This window comes from Streptomyces sp. Root1304, from assembly GCF_001426405.1.
GTDB lineage: Bacteria > Actinomycetota > Actinomycetes > Streptomycetales > Streptomycetaceae > Streptomyces.
In genome coordinates this window covers 379930-402472 of record NZ_LMEP01000022.1, presented here as the reverse complement: position 1 = coordinate 402472, position 22543 = coordinate 379930, and the positions used below count along the sequence as shown (strand labels likewise).

General features: G+C 71.5%; 21 protein-coding genes, 3 pseudogenes and 1 riboswitch. Of the genes and pseudogenes, 11 read left to right on the top strand and 13 right to left on the bottom strand.

The genetic code is table 11. The annotated features are described in order from the left end of the window. Positions 1 to 38: 38 nt before the first annotated feature. From ASD33_RS21205 to ASD33_RS35845, 3 genes are all read left to right on the top strand, one after another. Positions 39 to 1424, top strand: a complete 1386-nt coding sequence (locus tag ASD33_RS21205; RefSeq protein ID WP_056562561.1) for an aspartate aminotransferase family protein — start codon at positions 39 to 41, stop codon at positions 1422 to 1424. 86 nt (positions 1425 to 1510) lie between these two features. Continuing rightward, positions 1511 to 2140, top strand: a complete 630-nt coding sequence (locus ASD33_RS21200) for a helix-turn-helix domain-containing protein (protein WP_056562558.1) — start codon at positions 1511 to 1513, stop codon at positions 2138 to 2140. Positions 2141 to 2189: 49 nt separating this feature from the next. Further along, entirely contained in the window at positions 2190 to 2345 is a 156-nt protein-coding gene (locus ASD33_RS35845) for a DUF6126 family protein (RefSeq protein WP_015037637.1), read from the top strand. Positions 2346 to 2439: 94 nt separating this feature from the next. Here ASD33_RS35845 and ASD33_RS21195 read toward each other — a convergent pair whose 3' ends face one another. Further along, positions 2440 to 3261: a tyrosine-protein phosphatase gene (locus tag ASD33_RS21195; protein ID WP_056562554.1), complete on the bottom strand. Its 822-nt coding sequence runs from the start codon at positions 3259 to 3261 to the stop codon at positions 2440 to 2442. A gap of 373 nt (positions 3262 to 3634) precedes the next feature. Continuing rightward, a riboswitch (cyclic di-AMP (ydaO/yuaA leader) is annotated at positions 3635 to 3790 on the top strand. Positions 3791 to 3794: 4 nt separating this feature from the next. Between ASD33_RS21195 and ASD33_RS21190 the strand changes: the two genes are divergently transcribed. Together ASD33_RS21190 and ASD33_RS21185 are read left to right on the top strand one after the other, a co-directional pair. Further along, entirely contained in the window at positions 3795 to 4826 is a 1032-nt protein-coding gene (locus ASD33_RS21190; protein ID WP_056562551.1) for a M23 family metallopeptidase, read from the top strand. Between the two features lie 86 nt (positions 4827 to 4912). Beyond that, positions 4913 to 5707, top strand: a complete 795-nt coding sequence (locus ASD33_RS21185; protein WP_056562548.1) for an SGNH/GDSL hydrolase family protein — start codon at positions 4913 to 4915, stop codon at positions 5705 to 5707. Here the strand turns inward: ASD33_RS21185 and ASD33_RS21180 are convergent. The 5 genes from ASD33_RS21180 to ASD33_RS21160 are packed head-to-tail and all read right to left on the bottom strand — an operon-like array spanning position 5694 to position 10951. Further along, the gene (locus ASD33_RS21180; protein ID WP_056563175.1) at positions 5694 to 6572 is read right to left on the bottom strand and encodes an STM4011 family radical SAM protein; all 879 of its coding nucleotides are present in this window, start codon (positions 6570 to 6572) and stop codon (positions 5694 to 5696) included. The two genes, ASD33_RS21185 and ASD33_RS21180, sit on opposite strands and share 14 nt — an antisense overlap. A 50-nt stretch (positions 6573 to 6622) precedes the next feature. Next, a complete protein-coding gene (locus ASD33_RS21175; protein ID WP_056562547.1) occupies positions 6623 to 7966 on the bottom strand; it encodes an STM4012 family radical SAM protein in 1344 nt (447 codons plus the stop codon). Then, a complete protein-coding gene (locus ASD33_RS21170; protein ID WP_056563172.1) occupies positions 7963 to 8784 on the bottom strand; it encodes an STM4013/SEN3800 family hydrolase in 822 nt (273 codons plus the stop codon). The genes ASD33_RS21175 and ASD33_RS21170 overlap by 4 nt, the downstream gene beginning before the upstream one ends. Before the next feature lie 11 nt (positions 8785 to 8795). After that, positions 8796 to 9998: an STM4014 family protein gene (locus tag ASD33_RS21165; protein WP_056562544.1), complete on the bottom strand. Its 1203-nt coding sequence runs from the start codon at positions 9996 to 9998 to the stop codon at positions 8796 to 8798. Continuing rightward, entirely contained in the window at positions 9995 to 10951 is a 957-nt protein-coding gene (locus tag ASD33_RS21160; RefSeq protein WP_056562541.1) for an STM4015 family protein, read from the bottom strand. Before ASD33_RS21160 ends, ASD33_RS21165 begins: the two co-directional genes overlap by 4 nt. Positions 10952 to 11137: 186 nt before the next feature. On the opposite strand from ASD33_RS21160, the gene ASD33_RS21155 reads away from it, so the two are divergent. From ASD33_RS21155 to ASD33_RS21145, 3 genes are all read left to right on the top strand, one after another. Continuing rightward, positions 11138 to 11464: a hypothetical protein gene (locus tag ASD33_RS21155; protein WP_056562538.1), complete on the top strand. Its 327-nt coding sequence runs from the start codon at positions 11138 to 11140 to the stop codon at positions 11462 to 11464. Between the two features lie 49 nt (positions 11465 to 11513). Continuing rightward, complete coding sequence (locus tag ASD33_RS21150; protein WP_056562535.1) at positions 11514 to 12533, top strand: DUF6745 domain-containing protein; 1020 nt, start codon at positions 11514 to 11516, stop codon at positions 12531 to 12533. A gap of 150 nt (positions 12534 to 12683) precedes the next feature. Continuing rightward, positions 12684 to 13454: an SIMPL domain-containing protein gene (locus tag ASD33_RS21145; protein WP_056562532.1), complete on the top strand. Its 771-nt coding sequence runs from the start codon at positions 12684 to 12686 to the stop codon at positions 13452 to 13454. 17 nt (positions 13455 to 13471) lie between these two features. Here the strand turns inward: ASD33_RS21145 and ASD33_RS21140 are convergent, their stop codons facing one another. Together ASD33_RS21140 and ASD33_RS21135 are read right to left on the bottom strand one after the other, a co-directional pair. Continuing rightward, positions 13472 to 14176, bottom strand: coding sequence for a TetR/AcrR family transcriptional regulator (locus tag ASD33_RS21140; RefSeq protein ID WP_056562529.1), 705 nt, complete (start codon positions 14174 to 14176; stop codon positions 13472 to 13474). A 78-nt stretch (positions 14177 to 14254) separates the two neighbouring features. Further along, positions 14255 to 15433 carry a Glu/Leu/Phe/Val dehydrogenase dimerization domain-containing protein gene (locus ASD33_RS21135; protein ID WP_056562526.1) on the bottom strand — a complete coding sequence of 393 codons (1179 nt, stop codon included), beginning with the start codon at positions 15431 to 15433 and terminating at the stop codon, positions 14255 to 14257. A 178-nt stretch (positions 15434 to 15611) separates the two neighbouring features. Here ASD33_RS21135 and ASD33_RS21130 point away from each other — a divergent pair. The 3 genes and pseudogenes from ASD33_RS21130 to ASD33_RS36415 all read left to right on the top strand — a co-directional run. After that, a pseudogene (locus ASD33_RS21130) lies at positions 15612 to 16716 on the top strand (MBL fold metallo-hydrolase). 421 nt (positions 16717 to 17137) lie between these two features. Further along, entirely contained in the window at positions 17138 to 17434 is a 297-nt protein-coding gene (locus ASD33_RS36950) for a hypothetical protein (RefSeq protein ID WP_347232295.1), read from the top strand. A gap of 250 nt (positions 17435 to 17684) precedes the next feature. After that, positions 17685 to 18410 (top strand): annotated as a pseudogene (locus ASD33_RS36415) (replication initiator); the annotation flags it as partial. Positions 18411 to 18454: 44 nt separating this feature from the next. Here ASD33_RS36415 and ASD33_RS34380 read toward each other — a convergent pair. The 5 genes and pseudogenes from ASD33_RS34380 to ASD33_RS21100 all read right to left on the bottom strand — a co-directional run bounded on the left by ASD33_RS34380 (position 18455) and on the right by ASD33_RS21100 (position 22499). Then, positions 18455 to 19170 (bottom strand): annotated as a pseudogene (locus ASD33_RS34380) (IS5 family transposase). A 468-nt stretch (positions 19171 to 19638) separates the two neighbouring features. Further along, positions 19639 to 20465, bottom strand: a protein-coding gene (locus ASD33_RS21110) for an IS5 family transposase (RefSeq protein ID WP_242427163.1) whose coding sequence is annotated in 2 segments (ribosomal slippage) — positions 19639 to 19706 and positions 19706 to 20465 — 828 coding nt in all. Because the reading frame shifts where the segments join, the coding sequence is not laid out codon by codon here. Between the two features lie 48 nt (positions 20466 to 20513). After that, the gene (locus ASD33_RS35535) at positions 20514 to 21263 is read right to left on the bottom strand and encodes a hypothetical protein (RefSeq protein ID WP_157870064.1); all 750 of its coding nucleotides are present in this window, start codon (positions 21261 to 21263) and stop codon (positions 20514 to 20516) included. A gap of 626 nt (positions 21264 to 21889) precedes the next feature. After that, positions 21890 to 22165: a hypothetical protein gene (locus tag ASD33_RS21105; protein WP_056562523.1), complete on the bottom strand. Its 276-nt coding sequence runs from the start codon at positions 22163 to 22165 to the stop codon at positions 21890 to 21892. Next, on the bottom strand, positions 22158 to 22499 hold the full coding sequence (locus ASD33_RS21100) for a hypothetical protein (protein ID WP_056562520.1): 342 nt from the start codon (positions 22497 to 22499) through the stop codon (positions 22158 to 22160). The genes ASD33_RS21105 and ASD33_RS21100 overlap by 8 nt, the downstream gene beginning before the upstream one ends. Positions 22500 to 22543: the final 44 nt, after the last annotated feature.

Here is a 22543-nt window from a genome sequence, read left to right as displayed (position 1 = left end):
GGCGTCCCGGCGAGGGAGAAGGAGAGGAAGGGGCCGCGATGAGCGGGGAGTTCGACCTGCGGGCGCTGCTCGCCGAGCGCGGCGGCGAACGGTACGAGCTGCACGCCAAGTACCTCAACCACCAGCTGCCGCGCATGCTCCACACCATCGGCTTCGACAAGGTGTACGAGCGGGCCGAGGGCGCCCACTTCTGGGACGCGGACGGGGTCGACCACCTCGACATGCTCGCCGGCTTCGGCGTGATGGGCCTCGGACGGCACCACCCCGTCGTCCGCAAGGCCCTCCACGACGTCCTCGACGCCCAGCTGGCCGACCTCACCCGCTTCGACTGCCAGCCGCTGCCCGGACTCCTCGCCGAGCGGCTGCTCGCCCACAGCCCCCACCTCGACCGCGTCTTCTTCGGGAACAGCGGCACGGAGGCGGTCGAGACCGCCCTCAAGTTCGCCCGGTACGCCACCGGGCGGCCGAGGGTCCTCTACTGCTCCCACGCCTTCCACGGGCTCACCACCGGCTCCCTCTCCGTCAACGGCGAGAACGGCTTCCGCGACGGCTTCGCGCCGCTGCTGCCCGACACGGCGATCGGGCTCGGGGACCTCGACGCCCTGGAGCGGGAGCTGCGCGCGGGCGACGTGGCCGCCTTCGTCGTCGAGCCCATCCAGGGGAAGGGCGTCCACGCGTCCCCGCCCGGCTTCCTGCGGGCGGCCCAGGAACTGCTGCACCGGCACGGCGCCCTGCTCATCGCCGACGAGGTGCAGACCGGCCTCGGCAGGACCGGCGACTTCTACGCCTACCAGCACGAGGAGGGCGTCGAACCGGACCTGGTCTGCGTCGCCAAGGCACTCTCCGGCGGCTACGTGCCGGTCGGCGCCACCCTCGGCAAGGACTGGATCTTCAAGAAGGTCTACTCGTCGATGGACCGGGTCCTGGTCCACTCGGCGAGCTTCGGATCGAACGCCCAGGCCATGGCCGCCGGACTCGCCGTCCTCTCGGTCATGGAGGACGAGGGGACGGTCGCGCACGCCCGCCGGATCGGGGACCTGCTCTCCGGACGCCTCAAGGAGCTCGTGCCCCGGTACGAACTGCTCCACGAGATCCGCGGGCGCGGTCTGATGATCGGGATCGAGTTCGGCCGGCCGTCCTCGCTGGGGCTGCGCGGCCGCTGGACGATGCTCCAGGCGGCCCGCAAGGGTCTCTTCGCCCAGATGGTCGTGGTGCCGCTGCTCCAGCGGCACCACATCCTCACCCAGGTCTCCGGGGACCACCTGGAGGTGATCAAGCTGATCCCGCCGCTGGTCATCGACGAGGCGGACGTGGACCGGTTCGTCACCGCCTTCACCGCCGTCATGGACGACGCCCACGGCGGCGGCGGGCTGATGTGGGACTTCGGGAAGACACTGGTCAAGCAGGCGGTCGCACAGCGCTGAACCGCGCCGTGGCCGGGTCCGCCCCGGGCTTTTGCCTCTGAGGCAAGAAACTTGCCTCAGAGGCACGATCCTGGCGGAATAGAGGCATGGACCACGTCCCCGGGGACATTCCCCCGGACCCCGCCGTTCCCGGCGTCCTGCCCGACGTCGCCCCGCAGCTGCGGGCCCTGCGCCGCCGCCGGGGACTCACCCTGGAGACCGCCGCCCAGCGGGCCGGTCTCTCACCGGCCCACCTCTCGCGCCTGGAGACGGGGAACCGGCAGCCCTCGCTCCCGATGCTGCTCGGCCTCGCTCGTATCTACGGTACGACGGTCTCCGAGCTTCTGGGCGAGGCGCCCCCCGAGCGCGACCCCGTCGTGCGCGCCGGGCGCTCCGAACCCGTCGAGGCGGACGGCTGGATCTACCGCCAGGCGGGCGGCGCCGGACGCGCCCTGCAGTGCCTGCGGGTCCACGTGCCGTACGCCACCCGGGCCGACATCGTGCGCGTCCACCCGGGCGAGGAGTGGATCCACGTCCTGGAGGGCCGGGTGCGGCTCGCGCTCGGTGAGGCCGTCCACGTCCTCGATCCGGGGGACAGCGCGCACTTCGACTCGCTCACCCCGCACCGGATCGGCGCCGCCACGCCCGGCGGGGCCGAGCTGCTCTTCGTCCACACCCTGCTGCAGAGTCCCGCCGCCGAGCTGTGCCTCGGCGACGGGACGCCGCACCGGCGCTGATCCCGCGCGCCTCCCGAGAGGCGCGCCCCTTCGTCAGAAAAGGACCGAGATGTCCGAGAAGTCACGACCTGTCACCGGCGAGGAGCGCGGCGAGGGCAAGTTCCCCAAAGGGCTCGTCCTCCGTCTCTTCGCGTACCTGATCGCCGGACACCTCTTCGCCGGATTCCTCTACCTGCTCTTCATGCTGGGCGGGCAGAACCAGTAGCCGGAACCCGGCTCGGGGCGGGCCCACGCCCGGGGCGTGGGCTCGTGCCTCGGGCGGGGCTCACGCTCGGGCCGGGCTCTCGCCTCCGGCCGGCTCACGCCTCCGTGAGCAGGCGCTCCCGCAGGCGCTCGCGGGTCTCCGGGGAGAGCTTCAGGCCCTCGGAGAGATACGTGTCCACCGAGCCCCAGGTCGCCTCGATGGTCTCGAAGGCGCCCCGCAGATACTCCACCCGCGCGTCGAACAGCGGGCTCAGCAGCTCCATCACCTCGGGCGACATGGCGTCGGGGGCGGTGGAGCTGCGGCGCACCTTGTAGCGGCGGTGCGGGTCGTTCGACTTCACGTAGTCGGCCTCGATGGCCTCCCGCTCGACCCCGAGGGCGAGCAGGGTGATCGCGATGGAGAGTCCGGCACGGTCCTTGCCCGCGGCGCAGTGCATCAGGGCCGGGACGCTGTCCTCCGCGAGCGCGTGCAGGACGCGGCTGTGCTCGGCGGTCCGCTCGACCACCATCTTCCGGTACGAGTCGGACATCCGGCCCGCGGCCTTGCCGTCGCCGAGGATCTCCCGCAGCTGGGCGAGGTCCCCGTCGTGCACCAGCTTCCAGAACTCCTTGCCGTCGGCGGGGTCGTTGAGCGGTATGTTCACGTTCCGCGTGCCGGGCAGCTCGACGTCGGGCCCCTCGACCTTCCGGTCGGCCAGGTTCCGGAAGTCGAAGACGGTGTGCAGCCCCAGCGAGGCGAGGTAGGCCGTGTCCGCCTCGGTCGCGTGGGCGAGGTGGCCGCTGCGGAACAGGCGGCCGGGGCGCACCGCGCGCCCGTCCGTCGTCGGCAGGCCGCCCACGTCCCGGAAGTTGCGGACCTCGGCCAGCTCGGGCTCGTTCGCTTCGGTGGGCGGGACCTGCGGCAGCTGCTGCGTCACGGCTGCTCCTGTTCTCTCGATCGATTCCTGGGGCAATCATCTCGGGTGGAGGTGCGGGAGCGCACCCCCTCGCTCGGGAATGGGTGATCTGTCCGTATTGAGGAGTTCGCCATAACCCGCCCCGGTTGCAGGGGAGATGGGGATCGGCGCGTGAGCAGCGTCATAACCGTGACGGACCGTGCCTGATCGTCTTTTCCAAATACCCCCCGGGAAAAGGAGATCGAGGGGCCGTCATCCACGGAGGGTGACCGGAATTCCGGCCGAATATCAAGGAATCCCGGAGCAATGGAAATCCGTGGCTTGTTCACGCCGACCCCACTCGTCTAGCGTCGCGCTCAATCCGGACGGACCGCCGAATCCTGCCACCGACCGGAATCCGCACTCACCCGTACCAAGGCAGGAGCGGGGGACCCAGGTAAGTCGCCGACCCCTCGAAGAAGGACGGCTCGGGGTGAAGCCGCGTGAGAACGCGGCCGGACATCTCCAGTCCGAACCCGACAGCTCACCTCGCAGGCGCCGGAGAGGAATTCGCCATGCCCGCACAGGGTAAGCACCGCCGCACCAAGCCCAACCGCCTGGCCCGTGGCATCGCCGCGGCCGGCACCGGAGGCGCCGTCGTCGCCCTCCCGCTCCTCGGAGCCACCGGCGCCCACGCCGCCGAGCAGGCCGCCCCGGCCGCCGCCCCCGCCCAGGCCGTCACCGCCGCCGCCCACGTGAAGGCCGCCGCCGTCCAGGCCGCGCCCACCGCGGCGAAGGCCGCGCCGAAGACGTACGCCGTCGTCCGCGGCGACTACCTCTCGAAGATCGCCGCCGAGCACCACCTCACCGGCGGCTGGCAGAAGCTGTACGAGGACAACCGCCAGGTCGTCGGCGAGAACCCCTCGCTCATCCTGCCCGGCATGAAGCTCACCCTCGGCGCCAAGAGCACCGCCCCCGCCGCCGCCCCGAAGAGCACCGCCAAGGCCGCTCCGAAGGCCGAGCGCAAGGACTCCGAGAAGAGCTCCGGCGACACCACGCGCGCCTCCCGCGGCTCCGAGCGCGCGGCCGCCCCGGCCGCCGCCACCTCGGACTCCGCCTCCACCTCGCAGTCCTCCGGCTCCTCGGACTCCGGCGCCCAGGCCTCCGCCTCCGGCTGGGTCACGCCCGTCAGCGGCGGCGGCTTCTCCACCCCGTACCACGCCTCCGGCTCCATGTGGTCCTCCGGCTACCACACCGGTGTCGACTTCATCGCCTCCTCCGGCACCACCGTCCGCGCCGTCGGCGCCGGCACGGTCGTCTCCGCCGGCTGGAGCGGCGCCTACGGCAACGAGATCGTCATCCAGCACGCCGACGGCAACTACTCGCAGTACGCCCACCTCTCCTCCCTCTCCGTCTCCGCCGGCCAGTCCGTCAGCGGCGGCCAGCAGATCGGCCTCTCCGGCTCCACCGGCAACTCCACCGGGCCGCACCTGCACTTCGAGATCCGCACCTCGCCGAACTACGGCTCCGACGTCGACCCGCTGGCCTACCTCCGCCAGCAGCCCGGCACGTATGTGCCGGGCCGCCGAGGTATTCCGTCTTGGTGAATTCTTTATCGGTGGCATATGTCACCCGGCGTCAACCCCTCCTTACGGTCGCGTAGGTCACATCCGAAAGGGAAGGATGTGCTCCCGTGGCAGACGATTCGAGATCAACAGACGAGAACGCATTCGGGTCGTACGCGGCGATCGGTGACAGCTTCACCGAGGGCGTCGGAGACCCCGGGCCCGACGGGACCTACGTCGGCTGGGCGGACCGCTTCGCGGTGCTGCTCGCCGACCAGCTGCCGGAGCACGACGCCTTCCGCTACGCCAACCTGGCCGTACGCGGGCGCCTCCTCGACCAGATCGTGGCGGAACAGGTCCCCCGGGCGAAGGAACTCGCCCCCGACCTGGTGACCTTCTGCGCCGGCGGGAACGACATCATCCGCCCCGGCACGGACCCCGACGAGGTCGCCGAGCGCTTCGAGCGCGCCGTCGCCGACCTGACCTCCGCCGTCGGCACCGTCATGGTGACGACCGGCTTCGACACCCGCGACGTGATCCTCCTCAAGCACCTGCGCGGCAAGATCGCCACCTACAACGGACACGTCCGGGCCATCGCCGACCGCTACGGCTGTCCCGTCCTCGACCTCTGGTCGCTGAAGTCCGTCCAGGACCGGCGCGCCTGGGACGACGACCGGCTGCACCTCTCGCCCGACGGCCACACCCGGGTCGCGCTCCGCGCCGCCCAGGTCCTCGGCATGCCGGTCCCCGCCGACCCGGACCAGGCGTGGCCGCCGGTTCCCCCGCGCGGCACGCTCGAAGTGCGCCGCGACGACATCCACTGGGCGAAGGAGTACCTCGTGCCGTGGATCGGGCGCCGACTGCGCGGTGAGAGCTCCGGCGACCACGTCGAGGCCAAGCGCCCGGACCTCATGCCCCTGTAGTCAGGGGCACGACCGACGGCCGTACGCCGGCGGGGATCCTCTCCAGGACCCCGCCGGCGAACACGTCGTACAGCGGCAGCGTCTCCAGATGCACGTAGCCGATGTGACAGTCGCAGACGGCGAGCGGACAGGCGCGCGGGCGCAGGGCGGCGCGGTACGAACCGTCGTACAGGTTCCCCAGCTCCGCCTTCACGAAGTGGCAGCGGCGAACCGTTCCCTCGCCGTCCACCGAGATCACCGACTCCCCGGTCCGGCAGGGCAGCCCGCCCGAGCGGTGCGGATGACGGCTGTACGGGAAGAGCGGGTCGATCCGCGTCCACTCGGCCGCCTCCGCGTCGGTGTACGTGTGCCCCTCCGCCGCGTTCACCCAGAGGTAGACGTGCGCCGGAAGCGCCGCCCGCAGCCGGCGGGCGTCCTCCGCGTGCTCGGGCAGGCCCACCACGCCGACGCTGAACCGGATGCCCCGGTCGGCCAGCTCACCGCACTTGCCGAGGAAGCGCTCGTACGGCGTCTGCCCCGGGTGGTACGTGCACCAGAGCGCCACGCTCTCCGGGTCCGCCTCCGCCAGCCAGTCGGTCCGGCAGCTCAGATTGGTCTGGATGGCCACCCGCTCGACGTGCGGAAGACGCGACAGCTCCACGAGTGCCCGCCGGTACCAGGAGCGGACGAGGCCCTCGCCCCACGGGGTGAAGAGGATCCGCAGCCGGTCGCCGGTCTGCCCGGCGGCCCACCCGGTGAACCGGTCGAGCGCGGCCCGGTCCGCGCGCAGCTGCTCCCGGCTGTCCCGGCGCTTGGCGAAGGGACAGTAGGGGCAGTCGAAGTCGCAGGAGGAGAGCGGGCCGCGGTAGAGCAGCGTCAGGTCCATGCCGGGGGCCGGGGCGGGGCCCGGGGGCGGTGTCAGGTCCACGGTCGCGCCTACTTCGTCTCGTACGCGGCCATCGCGGCCCGTACGGCGGGGGAGAAGAGCTCGGGGCCGAGCCCGTCGGAGTGCGCGAGGCCCTCCGGGGACAACCGCAGCAGCCCCGCCGGGGCCGCCGTGTCCAGCCAGCCGTAGCCCTCGAACCGGGCCAGCTCCGGGCCGAAGTCGGTGAAGGGGGAGGAGCCGAACCGCTCCGCGTACCCGTCGACGGGCATCCCCTCCGCCTGGAGCAGGGACTGGAGGAGATGACGGCGCCGGGCCTCGGCCCCGGTCGTCCCGTACCCGTGCCGGGCGCGTGAGAAGTCCTCCGTCTCCGTGTAGCTGTCGATGATCGTGCGGATCCTCCGCATGTCGACGGCGTAGTCGAAGGAGTAGTGCAGGGCGGAGGTGTACGAGCGGGCCCCGCAGCCCAGGCCGATCATGCCGTCCGTCTGGCAGGCGTAGTCGTCCGGACCGGAGGGGCCGGCGTCCGCACGCCGGAACATCCGCATCGACACCTGTTCGTAGCCGCGGGCGAGGAGATGGTCCCTGCCGTACCGGTAGAGCCGGAGGCGCTGCTCGTCCCAGGCGCGGTCGGCGGCCGCGGGGTCCTGGATCCGGCCGAGGCCGGTGAGCGGGCGTACGTACAGCGGGTAGAGGTACAGCTCCTCGGGCCGCCAGGCGAGGGCCGCGTCCAGCGAAAGCCGCCAGGAGCGCTCCGTCTGGCCGTCGATCCCGTAGATCAGGTCGATGTTCAGCACGGGGACGCCGGTCTCCCGGATACGGCCGAGCGCCGCCTCGACCTCGGACCGGCGCTGCGGCCGGACCGCCGCCCGTGCCTCGGCCTCCACGAAGCTCTGTACGCCGATGCTGAGCCGGGTCGCACCCCGCTCGGCGAGGACCGCGAGGCGGTCGGCGGTCGCCGTCGAGGGCGAGGTCTCCACGGAGAGCGGCACCGCCCGCAGATCCGCCCCCATCCGCTTCTCGGCGATGTCGCAGAGCCGCTCCAGCTCGGCGGCGGTGAGGAAGGTGGGCGTGCCGCCGCCGAACGCGGCCGTCGCGAACCGCACCGGCGCGCCGTCCCCGAGGGCCTCGCGCACGGCGGTGGCCTGACGGTCGAGGGCGTCGAGATAGCGGGCCGTCAGCTCGTCCGGGGCGCCGATGCGGGTGAAGAGGTTGCAGAAGCCGCAGCGGACCTCGCAGAACGGTATGTGCGCGTAGAGGGAGAGGGCGTCCTTCGGCTCGTCCCGCCAGAGCTCGGCCAGGGACGGCCCGGGGGCGGGCAGCGGCCGGTAGGCCGTCTTGTGCGGGTACGCGTAGACGTAGCTCCGGTACGGGCGCGGGGTGACGAGCTCGCTCATGCCCCGGCCTCCGGCTGCGGGCCCGCCAGCTCGAACTGCGCGTACGGGACGGTCCAGACGACCTCGTGGCCGAGCCGGTGGCCGGTGTGGCCGTCCTCCCCGTAGGCGGTGCCGTGGTCGGAGCAGACGATCGCGAAACAGGGGCGGCGGCTGCTCATCGCGGCGAAGAGCCGCCCGATGTGCCGGTCGACGTGGACGAGGGCGGCCGCGTGGGTGGCCCGGGAGTCACCGGCCTCGCGGGTCGCGCCCGGCAGGTGGAACCAGTTGGGCTGGTGCAGCGCGGACACGTTGACGAAGAGGAACAGCCGCCGGTCATGGGGAAGCCCGGCGACGACCTCCTCGGCGCGCGCGACCTGCGACTCGATGGAGGTCGGGGAGGCCACGCCGAAGGAGGGCTCCCAGTGGCTCTCCTGGAAGAGGTCGGGGAGCACGGAGCCGAGCGGCGGCTGCTTGTTGAAGAAGCCGACGCCGCCGACGCACACCGTCCGGTAGCCCGCGCCCGCGAGGGCGGAGACGAAGTCCGGGGTGTCGTGGACGAAGGTGCCGTCGGCGGTCGACTCGCTGCCCGCGAAACGGGCCGCGAACAGGCGGGGGTGCGGGCCCGGGGCGGCCGGTGTCGGCAGGAACCCGGCGAAGATCGCCTGGTGGGAGGCGTACGTGAAGCTGCCCGGCGCGTGCCGCCGCTCCCAGGTCCCGCCGGGGAGATGGCGGGCCAGGTTCGGGATGCGGCCCTCGGCCGCCAGCTCCACCGCCACGTCGTACCGGAGCGTGTCGAGGGTGACGAGGAGCAGATCGTGGCTTCCGACGATCGTGTTCATGTCGGGCTGGTTCACGCGGTGCTCGTTCCTGTGGTGCTGGTGCTGGTGCTGGTGCTGGTGTTGGTGTTGGTGCCAGGAGTTGTGGTCGGCGCGGTGGCGGTGTGCTTCGTGAGAGGGGCGGGGAACTGCGCCGCGACCTGGGCCGCGTATGTGTCGAGGCCCTCCGCCCCGCTGCCGGGCAGGCCCGTGAGGCCCGGGAGCAGATCCCCGAAGGCGTTGACCTCGCCCACGGCGAAGCGGCGCCAGCCCGTCGAGGGCAGCAGGTCCACGCCCACGCACCGGGTACCGGGGAAGACGGCCGCGGCCCGCTCGCACACCGCGAGCGCGTCCGCCCACCGCCCGCCGGCCGCGCCAATCGCGGCGCGCGCCGCGTCCAGATCGCCCCGGGCGCCGCCCAGATGCAGATTGGTCATGGGGGAGCGGCTGGTACGGAGCACCGCATGGGTGGCCCGCCCGTCGACGACGACCACCCGCAGGTCGGCGGCCCGGCCGTCCTGGGTGGCCTTGGGCAGCCAGCGCTCGACGTGCAGACCGTCGGGGGCGAGGGCGTCCACGATCGCCGCGACCTCGCTCTCGCTCGTGTAGCGGCGCACCCGCAGGGAGTTGTACAGCTGTCCGCCGGGCCCGCGCTCCACCGAGGTGGTCGCCTCGATCCGCCCCGCGCCGTTCGTCCCGACCGCCAGGACGCCCGAGGCGGAGGACCCGTGCGCGAGCTTCACGAACACCCGGCGCATGCCGGCCGCGGCGGTCAGGGCCTTCACGTCGGCCCAGCCGCGTACGGCGGGGGCGGCCGGCCCGGAGGTCGGGGACTCGGGCACCGGGACTCCGGCGGCGCTCAGCAGACCGTGGCTCAGCCGCTTGTCGAACAGGGCCGCCAGGTCGGCCGGGTCGTCGACGAGGACGGCGCCCGAACCCGCGACCACCCCGGCCAGCTCCGCGGTCGCGGCGACGAACCGCGCGTACCAGCGGCCCGTGCCCTCGACCCGCGACGGCTCCGCGACCCCCCGGAGCAGCCGGTCGGCCTCCGGGTCCTCGCCCGGCGAGTCCAGACGCACGGTCTCGCCCGCGGCGAACCGCGCCGTGCCGCGCAGCACTTCGGGCCAGGACACCGCCCGCGCCTCGGGCAGCCCGGCGGACCGCAGCGCGTCCTGGAAGAACGCGACGCGACGGCCCGCCGGATCGCCGACGACCACGAGGCACGGGCGGGCGGTCATTCGGCGACCGCGACGTACCGGTAGACCTCGTCGCCGTCGTCGTCCGGGTCCTGCGGGTCGTCGATGACGACGGTCACGCCGTGCGGTTCGAGGGCGGCGCGGAGCCGGTCCGCCATGGCCTCCGAGAGGTAGTGGTGGGTGAGGTCGAGACGGCTGAGATGGGTCAGCGGCTGACCGTCGAGCAGGGCCGCCGCGCCCTCGTCGGTGAGCACGCCCATGGACAGGTCGAGCTGTTCGATCCGGGCGAGGACCGGGGCGCCCGCCACGGCGCCGACGACGGCGTCCTGGATCACGCTGTTGCACAGGCCGAGGGAGCGCAGGGCCGGGAACGACGAGCCCGAGAGCAGCGGCGCCAGGTCCTCGACCGTGCTGTCACCGCCGTACTCGTCGGTGCCGAGCCACAGTTCCAGCCTCTTCAAGGCGGGCAGGTCGCTGCCCACGATCCCGCGCACGACGTCGGCGCCCAGGCCGCCCGACTCCACGGTCAGGGACTCCAGGCCGGTGTGCCGCACCGAAGGGAAGACCAGGCTCGTGCCGCCGCGGACCGCAAGCTCCCGCAGGGCCGGGTAGGCGGCCAGCAGCGGGGTCACGTCGGACTGCACGATCCACGAGATCTCGCAGTCCTCGGCCTCCATGTCCCCGAGGAACACGGCCTCCAGACCGGTGAGCCGGTTGTTGGCGGCCATGAGCGCGGTGACGATGGCGGCGGACGAGGTGTCGTACGCCTCGTCCCAGCCGCCGACGACCACGGCCCGCACCCGACCCGGGTCCACCGCCTTCAGGAACCGCTCGAAACGCGGCCCCCACTCCTCGTCCTCGGGGTCGCGGTACGTGGGCGTGGAGATCCGCCAGGCCACGTCCGCCGCACCGGGCAGCTCGCCCCGCGCGTCCTCGTCGGGGAACTCGAACACGGGAAGTCCGTGGAATTCCTTCAGGTGGTGGTCAATGGTCATGACGGCGCTCCCGGCAACGGACGGCGTGGATCGGCGGATGCCAAGAGTTCTACCAAGCGGCACCGACAACGCCCTCCGCCGGGTCCGTTCGACGGGGGCGGGAACTCCTTCGGGGCCCGTTGTCAGACCCGCCCTCTAGCGTCTTCACCAGGTTCGGCCGCACCGGCCGGACGGGGAGGGAGAGCCATGTACCGGCAGGGAGACGTGCTGATCGCGCCCGTCGAGGAGACCGCCGTGCCCGAACGCGCCAGGACGGCGGCGGGGGAGCCCAGGGACGCCAGGGGACGGCTGGTCCTCGCGCTCGGCGAGGTCACCCGGCACGCCCACGCGATCCCCGGCCCCGGCCGGCTCGTCCGGGATCCGGGGCCCTACGGTCCGCTCCTGCTCGAACTCCCCGAGGGCGGCCGGGTGGTGCACGAGGAGCACGCGCCGATCGCGCTGCCCAAGGGCTGGTACCGGGTCGTCCGCCAGCGGGAGTACGTGCCCGGCGCGTACCGGATCGTCGCCGACTGACCGCACGAGCACGCGCATCCGACCGCACGAGAACCTGGGGGACACCGACATGAACCGCACCACCGCACAGGACAAGTGGCGCTCCGTCGCCGCGGCCACCGGGCCCGCCGACCGGGCCGCCGCCGAGGCCGGCGTACGGCTCGCCTACCGCACGGCCGGACTCGCCGAACCGGACCGCGTCCTCTGGGCGGACTCGCCCGTCGAGGCCGTCGCGCTCCTGAACCGCCTCGCCGACCCGGGCCGTTCGGTACGCGACGAGGTGCGCACCCGGCCGTGGGCCGAGGAGCGCCGCCGCCTCCACGACACCCTGGGGCCCGCCGGCTGGGCGGCGCACTGGCAGTCGACCGGAGCGGTGCTCTGGGACCTCACACGGGCCCTCGCCGACCGGATACGGGCGGGGGTCACCGAGGCCGTCGAGGCGGAGGAGGAAGGGGACGAAGGGCCGGGCGACGTCCGTCTCGTCCTGCTCGACGCGGTGCTCGGCCAGCACGACGCCGCCTGGCTCGCCGCGTTCGACGGGCACGGTGAGCGCCTCGCGGGCCTCGCCGCCGTCGCCGAGAACGCCGGCTGGTGGTGGCCGTACGAGCACGCCGCCGTGATCTGCGAGCGTCCCGTCGAACTCCACCGCGACGAGGCCGGCCGGCTCGACCGGGGCGACGGCCCCGCACTCGCCTACCCCGACGGATTCGCCCTGCACGCCTGGCGGGGCATGACCGTGCCCGCGGAGTTCCTGGCCGCGCTCCCCGGACTCACCCCCGAGCGGATACGGCAGGAGGAGAACGCCGAACTGCGGCGCGTGATGCTGGAGTACTACGGCTACGACCGCTACCTCGCCGCCTCCGGCGCCCGGCACGAGCACCAGGACGAGACGGGTGTCCTCTGGCGGATCGGACTGCCCGACGACGAGGACGTGGTGATGGTCGAGGTCGTCAACTCCACGCCCGAACCCGACGGGAGCCACCGCACCTACTGGCTGCGGGTGCCGCCGACCACCCGGACCGCGCGCCAGGGGGTCGCCTGGACCTTCGGTCTGCACGCCGACGCGTACGCACCGCTCGTCCAGACCTGAGGACACGTCAGGGGCGAGGACGGGGCGGGCCCGGCTGGTACGAAAGAGGTGAAGCGAGCCGCCGTCAGGAGTGGCGTACGGGTGGTGGCGGCGCCGGGTGCTGGGATGTGCCCGCCGGAGCCCCGGCACCCATCCTCGAAGGGACCGCCCGTGACGATCCGTCGGCCCAGCGCCGCCCGTACCGCCCGACTGCTCGCCGCCACCGCCGTGCTCGGCGGCCTCCTCGTCGGGACCGCCGCCCCCGCCCTGGCCGCCGCGCCCGAGCGGACGGCACTCCGCGGCGCGGCACGCGCGGAGACGCCCGCGACGGTCACCGTCACCGGCAACGGCCACGCCGCCGCGGCCCCCGACCTGGCGATCGTGTCCATCGGCGTCGAGGCCACCCGCAAGACCGCGAAGGAGGCGATGGCCGCGCAGAAGACCGCCGCCGAGACCCTCCTCGACGTCCTGCACAAGCAGGGCATCGCCGACCGGGACATCCGTACCGACAGCCTCTCGCTGTCCCCGGTCTACACCCAGACCGCCGAGGGCGAGAGCAAGGTGACCGGCTACCAGGCCGGCCAGTCCTTCTCCGTGAAGGTCCGGGACATCGACAGGACGGGCCAGGTCATCGGGGCGGTCAACGACGCCACCGGCGACGCGGGCCGGATCAACGGCGTCGTCTTCGACGTCGCCGACCCCTCGGCCCTGCGGGTGAGGGCGCGGGAGGCGGCCTACAAGGACGCCTACGACAAGGCGGCGCAGCACGCCCGGCTCAGCGGTCACCGGCTCGGCCGGCTCGTCTCGCTGAGCGAGGGCGAGTCGGTGCGCCCCGGCCCCGGAGCGGCGCCCAACATCTCGGCCGACGAGCCGAGCGTGCCGCTCGCGCCGGGCGAGATCGAGGAGCACGTCACGGTGTCGGCGGTGTACGAGCTGATCTGACGGGTGCGGGGCGGACGCTAACCCTCTCCGTCGCAGATCTCCCCGCTCGCGGACTCCTCGGCCCCGGATTCCTCCGCCCCCGTTCCCTCCGCCCCGGACTCCTCACTCCCGGACGCCTCGCCGTCCTCGTCCGGGAGGTGGAGTTCCCTGACGAGGGCCTCGTCCGCCCAGCGCAGCATCGCGGTGCGGGAGAGGGAGCCGGCGTACGCGGTGGTCTGTACGGCGAGGCCGTCGAGGAAGGCGGTGAGCCGCCAGGCCGCGGCCTCCGGGTCCGCGCAGCGGAACTCCCCGGCGGCGGCGCCCTCCGTGATCACCGCGGCCAGCGCCGCCTTCCACTCCTGGTCGAGGGAGGCGGCGACCCGCCGGAGCTCCGGGTCGCGCAGCGAGGCCGCCCAGCCCTCGATCCACAGCCGCCAGCCCTTGGCCTGGCCGGTCGGGGCGTACCAGCGGACGGCGGCCCGCAGCCGTCGCACCGCACTGGTACGGCGCCCGAGCAGCCGGCGCAGCTGGGCGAGGTCGGCCTCGGCGGCGTGCGTGAAGGCGGCGCCGACCAGCTGTTCCTTGGAGGAGAAGTGGTAGAGCACCAGGGCGTTGCTCACCCCGAGGGCGGAGGCCACGTCGGAGATCCGGACGGCGGCGACGCCCCGCGCCTCGATCTGTCCGACGGCGGCCCGCAGCAGCTCGTCCCGCCGCTCGGCCACGCTCAACCGCACTCTCGCCACGCCGGTCAGCCTACACAGCACATGACAAGGGCATGATCATCAACGGCTCCGCCGCGCGGCCGGCCTAGGAGCACCGGATCAGTACCAGCCGTAACGTTCGGCGATCACCGGCAGACGTTCCGCCACCAGCGCGTGCGCCGCGGCGCGCGGGCTCGTGCCGTCCGCCGCCGCGCGGTCGAGCATCCCGCCGACGAGGGTCCGCATCGACCGGCGCACCCGGTCGAAGGCCTGGTCGGCGTCGGCCTCGATGTCTCCGAAGAGGGTCCACCACCACCAGGCGTTGGTGCACGAGTTCACGACCACGTCCGGCAGCACGGTCACCCCGCGCGCGGCGAGCGCCTCCTCGGCCTCCGGAAGCACCGGCATGTTGGCCGCCTCCGCGATCCAGCGGGCCGTGATCCGGTCCTGGTTCCCGGCGTCGACGGCGTACGAGACGGCCGCCGGGACCAGGACCTCCGCGTCAGCGGTCAGCCAGGCGTCCCCGGCCTCCTCGCGGTCACCGGGCCGCAGCACGGCCCGGTCGACGGTGCCGTGGGCGTCGCGGGCCGCGAGCAGCGCCTCGACGTCGAGACCGTCGGGGTTGACGATCGTGCCCCGGACATCGGCGACGGCCACCACCCGCAGCCCCTCCCGTGCCAGGAAGCGGGCGGTCGCCCCGCCCATCGTGCCGAGCCCCTGCAGGGACACCCGGGTCCCCGCGTACTCCCGGCCGGCCCGGTCGAGGGCGACGAGCACGGACTCGGCGACCCCGAGGCCGCCGACCAGCTCGTCGAGGCCGATGCCGTCGACGTCGATCGCGAAGGCGTCGGCGAGCCGCCGCCGGGCGGCCGCCTCGTCGTCCAGGAGCGGGTACACGGCCTGCACCGAGGAGACCAGCCCCGCCTCGGCCACGGCACGGTCGACCAGGTCCTGGGTGAGCCCCAGGTCCTCCCCGGTGGTCCAGAACCGCTCGACGTACGGCCGCATCGCCCGCAGATAGCGCACCAGGACGCCGTAGGCCTCGGGGGAGCGGGGGTCGCAGTCGATGCCGCCCTTCGCGCCGCCCAGCGGGACGTACCGGGCCTTCTCGTCGTAGTGCAGGGCCTCCTTCATGGTCATGCCGCGGGCGAGCCCCGCGACCTCCTCCGCCGTGCACCCCGCCCGCATCCGCAGGCCCCCGCTGGCCACTCCGCGCACCAGCCGGTCGACCACCAGGTACCCGCTGCGGCCGGTCACGTGGTCGGTCCAGTCGACGGACATCAAGGGGGCGGAACTCATGGCGGATCTCCTCGGGAGGGGCGGGCCGGCGGGTGGGTCGTACTGAACAGCGGTTCAGTATGCAGGACCGTGCGGACCGCCGCCCCCGCCACCCGTGACGGGGCGGCGTGGTTCCGCCCCGACCGTTCGCCGCGCGGGCCGCCCATAATGGAACGACCCCCAGAGATCAGGAGGTCCTGTGACCGGTACCGGCTCCGACCGTTCGCCGCGGGCGCGGCTGCGCGCGCTGCGCCCCGAGTCCTTCGGCGCGGACCCCGCGGGCGAGCGCCTCGCCCGTATCCACCGCTCGCCGAACTTCGCGGACGGGATCTTCCAGAACCCGGAAGCGGCCCGACGCGGGCCCTCCGGCTCCGGCGTCGAGTTCGCCAAGATCTACTTCGACAAGGAAGGACGCTCGCGCCGCGCCCCCACCGGCACGATCCCCGTCCACCCCACCACCGTCGCCGACCTGGCCAAGGCACCGGCGACCGGCCTGCGGCTGACCTGGATGGGGCACTCCGGCGTCCTCGCCGAGATCGACGGCCACCGGGTCCTCTTCGACCCGGTCTGGGGCGAGCGCTGCTCCCCGTTCCCCTTCGCGGGGCCCAAGCGCCTCCACCCGGTGCCCGCGCCGCTGGCCGCGCTCGGGCCGGTCGACGTCGTCGTGATCTCGCACGACCACTACGACCACCTCGATCTGCCGACGATCAAGGAGCTGGCCGCCACCGACACCGTCTTCGCGGTGCCGCTGGGCGTCGGCGCGCACCTGGAGCGCTGGGGCGTGCCCGCCTCCCGGCTGCGCGAGCTGGACTGGAACGAGTCCACCGAGATCGGCGACCTGCGACTCACGGCCACCCCGGCCCGGCACTTCTGCGGGCGCGGGCTGCGCAACCGCCAGATGACCCTCTGGGCGTCCTGGGTGGTGGCGGGCCCGAGCATCCGGATCTTCCACAGCGGGGACACGGGCTACTTCTCCGGCTTCAAGGACATCGGAGCGGCACCTGGACCTCCAGGGCGGCGGCCCCGCCGGGGTCCTGCTGCCGATCCACTGGGGCACGTTCAACCTCGCCCCGCACCCGTGGGCCGAGCCGGGGGAATGGACGAGGGACTCCGCCGACGAGGCCGGCCAGGCGGTGGCGTTCCCGCGCCCCGGCGAGCCCTTCGAGCCTGCGGGGAAGTTGCCGTCTGACGCCTGGTGGCGCGGGGTGTCCCATCCGATCGTTCATCCGTGGCGCCGGCCTCAGCCGGTCGAGGCTCCTGCCGAGGTACCCAAGCCTGATCTCGACCTTGCGGGTGAGAGGTGACGTTGGGCGAGGACGACCTCGGCCGGGTTGTGCGCCTGTTGACTCGTCTTTCGAATGAGGAGCGCGGTCGCATGGTGAGCGCGTTGGACGGCCCGCCCCGGCGGGTGCTCGGTGAGTGCCCAGCAGTTCAGACCCTTGCCGACCAGAACGGGATCTTCCTCGGTTGTTGTCCGCACGCGCATCGTGGAGTGCTGAACATGCAGGCTGGCTGAAGGGCTGATCTGGTGAGCTGCGCGGGATGCTACGTGGCTGGATGTCAAAGCAGCTGCGTTTGTCCTGTCCGGGTCCGCTGGGGCTGGGTGCGGTTGGCGCGGATGGCGGGGCTGACGGTCACCGACAAGACGCCGGGCCTGTTCGCGCAGATCACCGCGCAGAAGGACGGTCCTGCCCCGCGCCTCGGGTGCTGACTCCCCGGATCAAGGTGAAGTCGGATCAGTTCGGGGTGATCGTGCGGGCCAAGACCCTGCCGAGGGTCGGGCTGGAGGAGTATCAGAAGGCGGCGCGGTTCCTGGCGGATGCCTGGCGGTGCACGCGGGTCTCCGTCCTGCCAGACGGGCCCGGCCCGGTGGTGATCCGGGGCGTGCGCTCCGACCCGTTGACCACGCCGACCGAGCACCGACCCACCGGCCGCCCGCAGGAGGACGTGGCGCGCTGGGAACTGGGAGTGGACGAGTACGCCGCGCAGGTTTCGTGTCCCTGGCTAACGTTCCCGGCGTGACCGTGGCCGGCACCCCCGGCGCGGGCAAGACCTCAACGATCAACAAGTTCGTCTGTGACTTCGCGCCCTCCCCGGCGGTGCAGTTCGTGGGCGTGGACGGGAAGGTGTCGCGGGCATCGGAGGGCGACTACGCCGACCTGGATAAGCGGATGTTCGCGTTCTGCGGTGACGACCTGGACGAAGCGAACGCGCTGTTCAGGCGGCTGGTGGAGCTGCGCAAGCGGCGCTCCTCGCTGATCCGCGAGGTGCTGTATTGCGCTCCTACTCCTCCTCCGACGAACCCACGGGAAGCCTGCTCACCGCATGCGGCAACCGGCGGTCCTCACGCTGCGCGGCCTGCTCCCGCATCTACGCCGTTGACACCTACCACCTCATCCGCGCCGGCCTGACCGGCGGCAAGACCGTCCCCGATACCGTCCGCACCCACTCCCGCGTCTTCGCCACCCTCACCGCCCCCTCCTTCGGCCCCGTCCACAACCGCCCCACCAACACGGACGGCGGTGCCCGGCCCTGTCGCTGCCGCAAGCTCCACGAGCCCACGGACGCCCTGCTCGGCACCCCGCTGAACCCGGCGGCGTACGACTACGCGGGCGCGGTCCTGTTCAATGCCCATGCCTCCGCGCTGTGGGCTCGGTTCACGATCTACCTGCGCCGTGAGATCGCCGCTCGCCTCGGGCTCACCCAGAAGGACGCCCCCGCCGTCCTGCGGGTCTCCTTCGCCAAGGTCGCCGAGTACCAGAAGTGTGGCCTGGTCCGCTTCCACGCCGTGATCCGGCTCGACGGCCCGGGCGGCAGCACTCAGCCCCCACCGCGCTCCGCCACCGTCACCTTGCTCGCCGATGCCATCCGGGCTGCTGCCGCCCGCGTCCGCGTAACCGTCGTGTCGGATGCGGTCGGGGAACGGGAACTTGCCTGGGGCGAGCAGCTCGGCGTACGCGAGATCGCAGCCTTCGGCACCGACGCCGAATTGACCGACTAGCCTGTCGCCGCCTACGTGGCCAAGTGCGCCCCTAAGAACTCCTATCGCAATGACTTCAGGCGTCGCCAGCAGATGAGTGCGCATCCGAGGGTGAGGAAGGCTTCGTGGATGTCGTCGCGTATCTCCCAGCGGATCCGCAGGCGACGGAACCAGTGCAGATGGGCGAACGCGCGCTCCACGACCCAGCGCTGGGTGCCGAGTCCGGAGCCGTGTTCGGTGCCGCGGCGGGCGATCAGCGGTTTCACGCCGAGGTCCCGGACCAGGCGGCGGTACTTGTCGTGGTCGTAGCCACGGTCGCCCAGCACTACGTCCGGGCGGCGCCGGGGCCGGCCGCGATTGCCCCGCACGGGCGGCACGGCCTGGAGAAGTGGGATCAGCTGGGTGACGTCGTTGCGGTTGCCGCCGGTCAGGGTGGCGGCGAGCGGGATGCCGGTGGCGTCGGTGATCAGGTGATGCTTGCTGCCCGACCTGCCCCGGTCGACGGGGCTTCGTCCGGTCTTGGATCCCCCTTTAACGCCCGGATGTGGGATCCGTCGACCGCCGCCAAGGAGAAGTCCAGGGCGTCCGCACCGCGGAGTTCGGCCAGCAGCACCGCGTGCAGCCGAGGCCACACCCCTGCCTTGGTGCCCTGGAACACCAGCCGGTCTGGATGCCGTTTGCGTCCCGGATGCCGGGCCCGCCGCTCAACCTTAGGCAGCAGCGGCTCGATCACCGCCCACAGCTCGTCATCGACATCCCAAGGCTTCCGCCGAGCCACCCCGCACCCCCAGATCAACGGTCCCGGAGCGATCCAACCACCCCGAAGATCATTTCGTTAGGAGTTCTAAGAGGGCCTAACACAATGAGATGGCCGACTACATACAGGCGATGCAGCGGGTGAGGTCTTCGGTGAGGAAGACGATGAACCGCTGTTGTGACCCGATGATTTTGGCCGAGTAGATCCGGTCTGTTCCCTCGGCATGGAGTCTGCCGACGGCTTCGGCCAGTCCGGGCCAAGGGGCGGCTCCATCGTCGAGCAAGTTCTGGTGCCGGCCAGACCAGATGGCCCAGAGGAGGCGCGCAGAGGAGCTTTGGCTTCGGAGAACTCAAAGTCCACGCCTCCCTGGAGTTCGGCCAGGGCGGCACGCGCCAAAGTGCTGCCGTCTCGATCGAGTACGGCCTCCAGGTCGTCGCGGTTCATGCGATCAGTTTGCCGGGCCCGCCTTCTGACATGGGCGGAGGCCTGTCAGGTAAGCGACAGTGTTTGGCGGTGGGCGATCAGGCAGCAGGCGAGCTTGAGGAAGGCTTCGTCGTGTCCGCTCGGCGTTCCCAGCGGACACGAAGTCGTTTGAAGCCGTGGAGCCAGGCGAACGTGCGCTCGACGACCCATCGGTAGACGCCCAGGCCGCTGCCGTGGGGTGTGCCGCGTCGGGCGATGACGGGGATGATCCGGCGGGCCCGGACCTGGTCGCGGTAGATGCCGTAGCCGCGGTCGGCGAAGACGGCCTGGGACTTGCGGCGTGGCCGACCGGGCCTGCCCCGGACGGCTGGGATGGCATCGAGGAGGGCCATGAGCTGGGTGACGTCGTTGCGGTTGCCGCCGGTGAGGATGACCGCGAGGGGTGTGCCGTGTCCGTAGGTGAGCAGGTGATGCTTGGAGCCGGCCCGACCCGGTCGACTGGGGCGGGCCCGTCTGGAGCCCCTTTTTAGGGCCCTGACGTGGCTGGAATCGACGACCGCCCACGACCAGTCGAGCCGGGCCGCGGCGTTCAGTTCGGCCAACAGCACTTCGTGGAGTCGCTGCCAGACTCCGGCCTCGTGCCAGTCTCGCAGCCGCCTCCAGCACGTCATGCCCGAGCCGAAGCCGAGCTCCTGAGGCAAGTATTCCCACTGGATGCCGGTGTGTAGGACGAAGAGGATCCCGCACAGCACCTGCCGGTCCGGTACCGGCTTGCGGCCCGGGTACCTGAACCGTCGCTCCTTCTTCGGCAACAGCGGCTCGATCCGTTCCCACAGGTGATCCGACACGATCCACGGTGAAGCCCCATGGCCTGGACAACACCCAACCCGCAGAACGGGCACGGCTTCCAGGACCGATCCACCTCATTGTGTTAGGCGTTCTTAAAGTAGCCCCTTTAGTGAGCTGTCTGAAATTCTGACGGCGAGCTCGCCGTCACGGCGGTCGGTAATACCTCCCACCTCGCGGTCAATCACGCTACCAACCCGCTTAAGCTCACCCAAACCAACAAGTGGAAACGCCCACCGCATCCATTCAATGATTTGCCGGACTCTAGAAGAACGGCGCACAGCGGCACGCGGAGAGGCATCCGCCACCCACTCATGGATCACCAGATCCATGGCATTTACCAGGCGTGCTTTAGGGTGGTCGAAATCCGAGAGGATTAGATTCAAGATATCAGCAGGCGCGAGGGGAGTGGAAACTCCTGAAACGGCTGGCAGGGGGTAGGCGTCAATCCTGGAAAGTTCCATCCGATTTTCCCCACCATCCAGCACCAGATCAACTCTAGACGCCTCACCCACGTCATCCACGCGGACAGTCAGGCGATGACTACCGGGAGCGCCGCACTTGCGAGAAAACATCGTCAGTCGTTCAACATCGAGAACGAACAGCGACCCGTCAGGCAGATAGGCGGGTCCGTCAAAGGCGACTGTTCCTAGATCCGGATGGGGGCCATGCCAGACCTGGATCAGTACGGGTGCCACCTGCGCACGCGTCCGAGCGGCAAGGTGGCCGCCTTTAACGAGACTCGCTTCAGGAGACGGGATTTCAATAAAGTCCTCCACTACCCCTGCCGAGCCAAAAATCACATGCGGGTTGTTGACCGGCATCTGAACAGCCGCGATCCGCATTTCCTGCTCCCTTGAGTGCACGGAACGGGGGCCGCCTCACTGAGGCGTCCCCCGCCAGCTCTTCTGAACTACCCGCCGGTATGGCTGTCCAGAATCGACATTAGTCTCGAATAGTAGCCAGGCGCCCTAGGGTCCGGCATATTGAAGTGGTCGCGCATCAGCTTTTGCGATCTCGTGACTGCCCTCGACTGCACGCTGGGCACTGCGGAAAAAGATTCTGTGAGGCGTCAGGAGCGAGCCCTGTAGGTGGCTGATGATCTCCGACCATCGTAGCGCCTTCGGGAGTCTCACCACAGGAATGGCAGCGCAGTCCTTGCATAGCTTCAGACTGAGCCGAAGTCACTTCTGCACCGGTTGCGGGTACTGACGCATCCGCGTGTGGTCCCTCCCTAATGAGACTCACCTGACGAGGCGTGATGGTGGTGTTGCAATTGTGCACGAGTACGGGCGTGGCGCCTGCGAGTACATAGTACGTGTGCTACGCGGCACCCCTCCAGCTGCTTCTTCGCTGGTCAGCGTGGGTTTTGCGTTCCGCTGGTGTCCGTGGTTGTGCGGGGAAATCCGTGGGTGTTGCCGTCGCTACTGCCGTCAGGGGGCGCGGGCGGCGGGCGCGGCGGGAGGGCCTGTTACTGCCATGCGTTGGGTTCGGCTCGGAGGGTGGCGCGGGTGGTGCGGTGGTAGAAGTCGTGGCCGGTCTGGGCGCAGTGTTCGGCGATCCAGCGGGTGAGTTCGTCCTCAGCGTGGAGTTCGCCGGAGGTGGCGCCGCAGTCGTGGTCTTCGCCGGTGACGCAGACGGCCGCGAAGGTGGGCAGGGTCATGGGGTCCACGACGGCGGTCACGTGGTATTCGCGGAAGCGGTAGCGCTTCCGGGCCGGCGTGCCCGTGGTTGCGGTGTCAGGCATGCTCGGCCGCCTCTTCCTGCGGGTCCGGGATGCGCTGTCCGCGCGATTCGGCCACCCGGAGAGCGTCGGTAAGGGCCTCGGCCGGCCGTGAGGCGAGCCAGCGGTACTCGGTGGCCGACAGCGCTCGCGCACCGGGGGTCAGGACTTCGCGGGCGTGTTCCAGCAACTCTTCGCCCATGCCGAGTTGGACGGCTTCGATGCTATCGGCGAGCGTGGACAGGTAGCCCTTGCCGTCGGTGCTCAGGTAGCAGGGGTTCCCGTCCGGGGTGGTCCAGGGAAGTAAGCGGGGGCCCGCCAGCCCCGTTGCCGCGTCGTACAGTTCCCTGCGCCGCATGCGGTCCGCGTCGCTTCTGGGCCTGTTCACCGTGTACCCCCGGT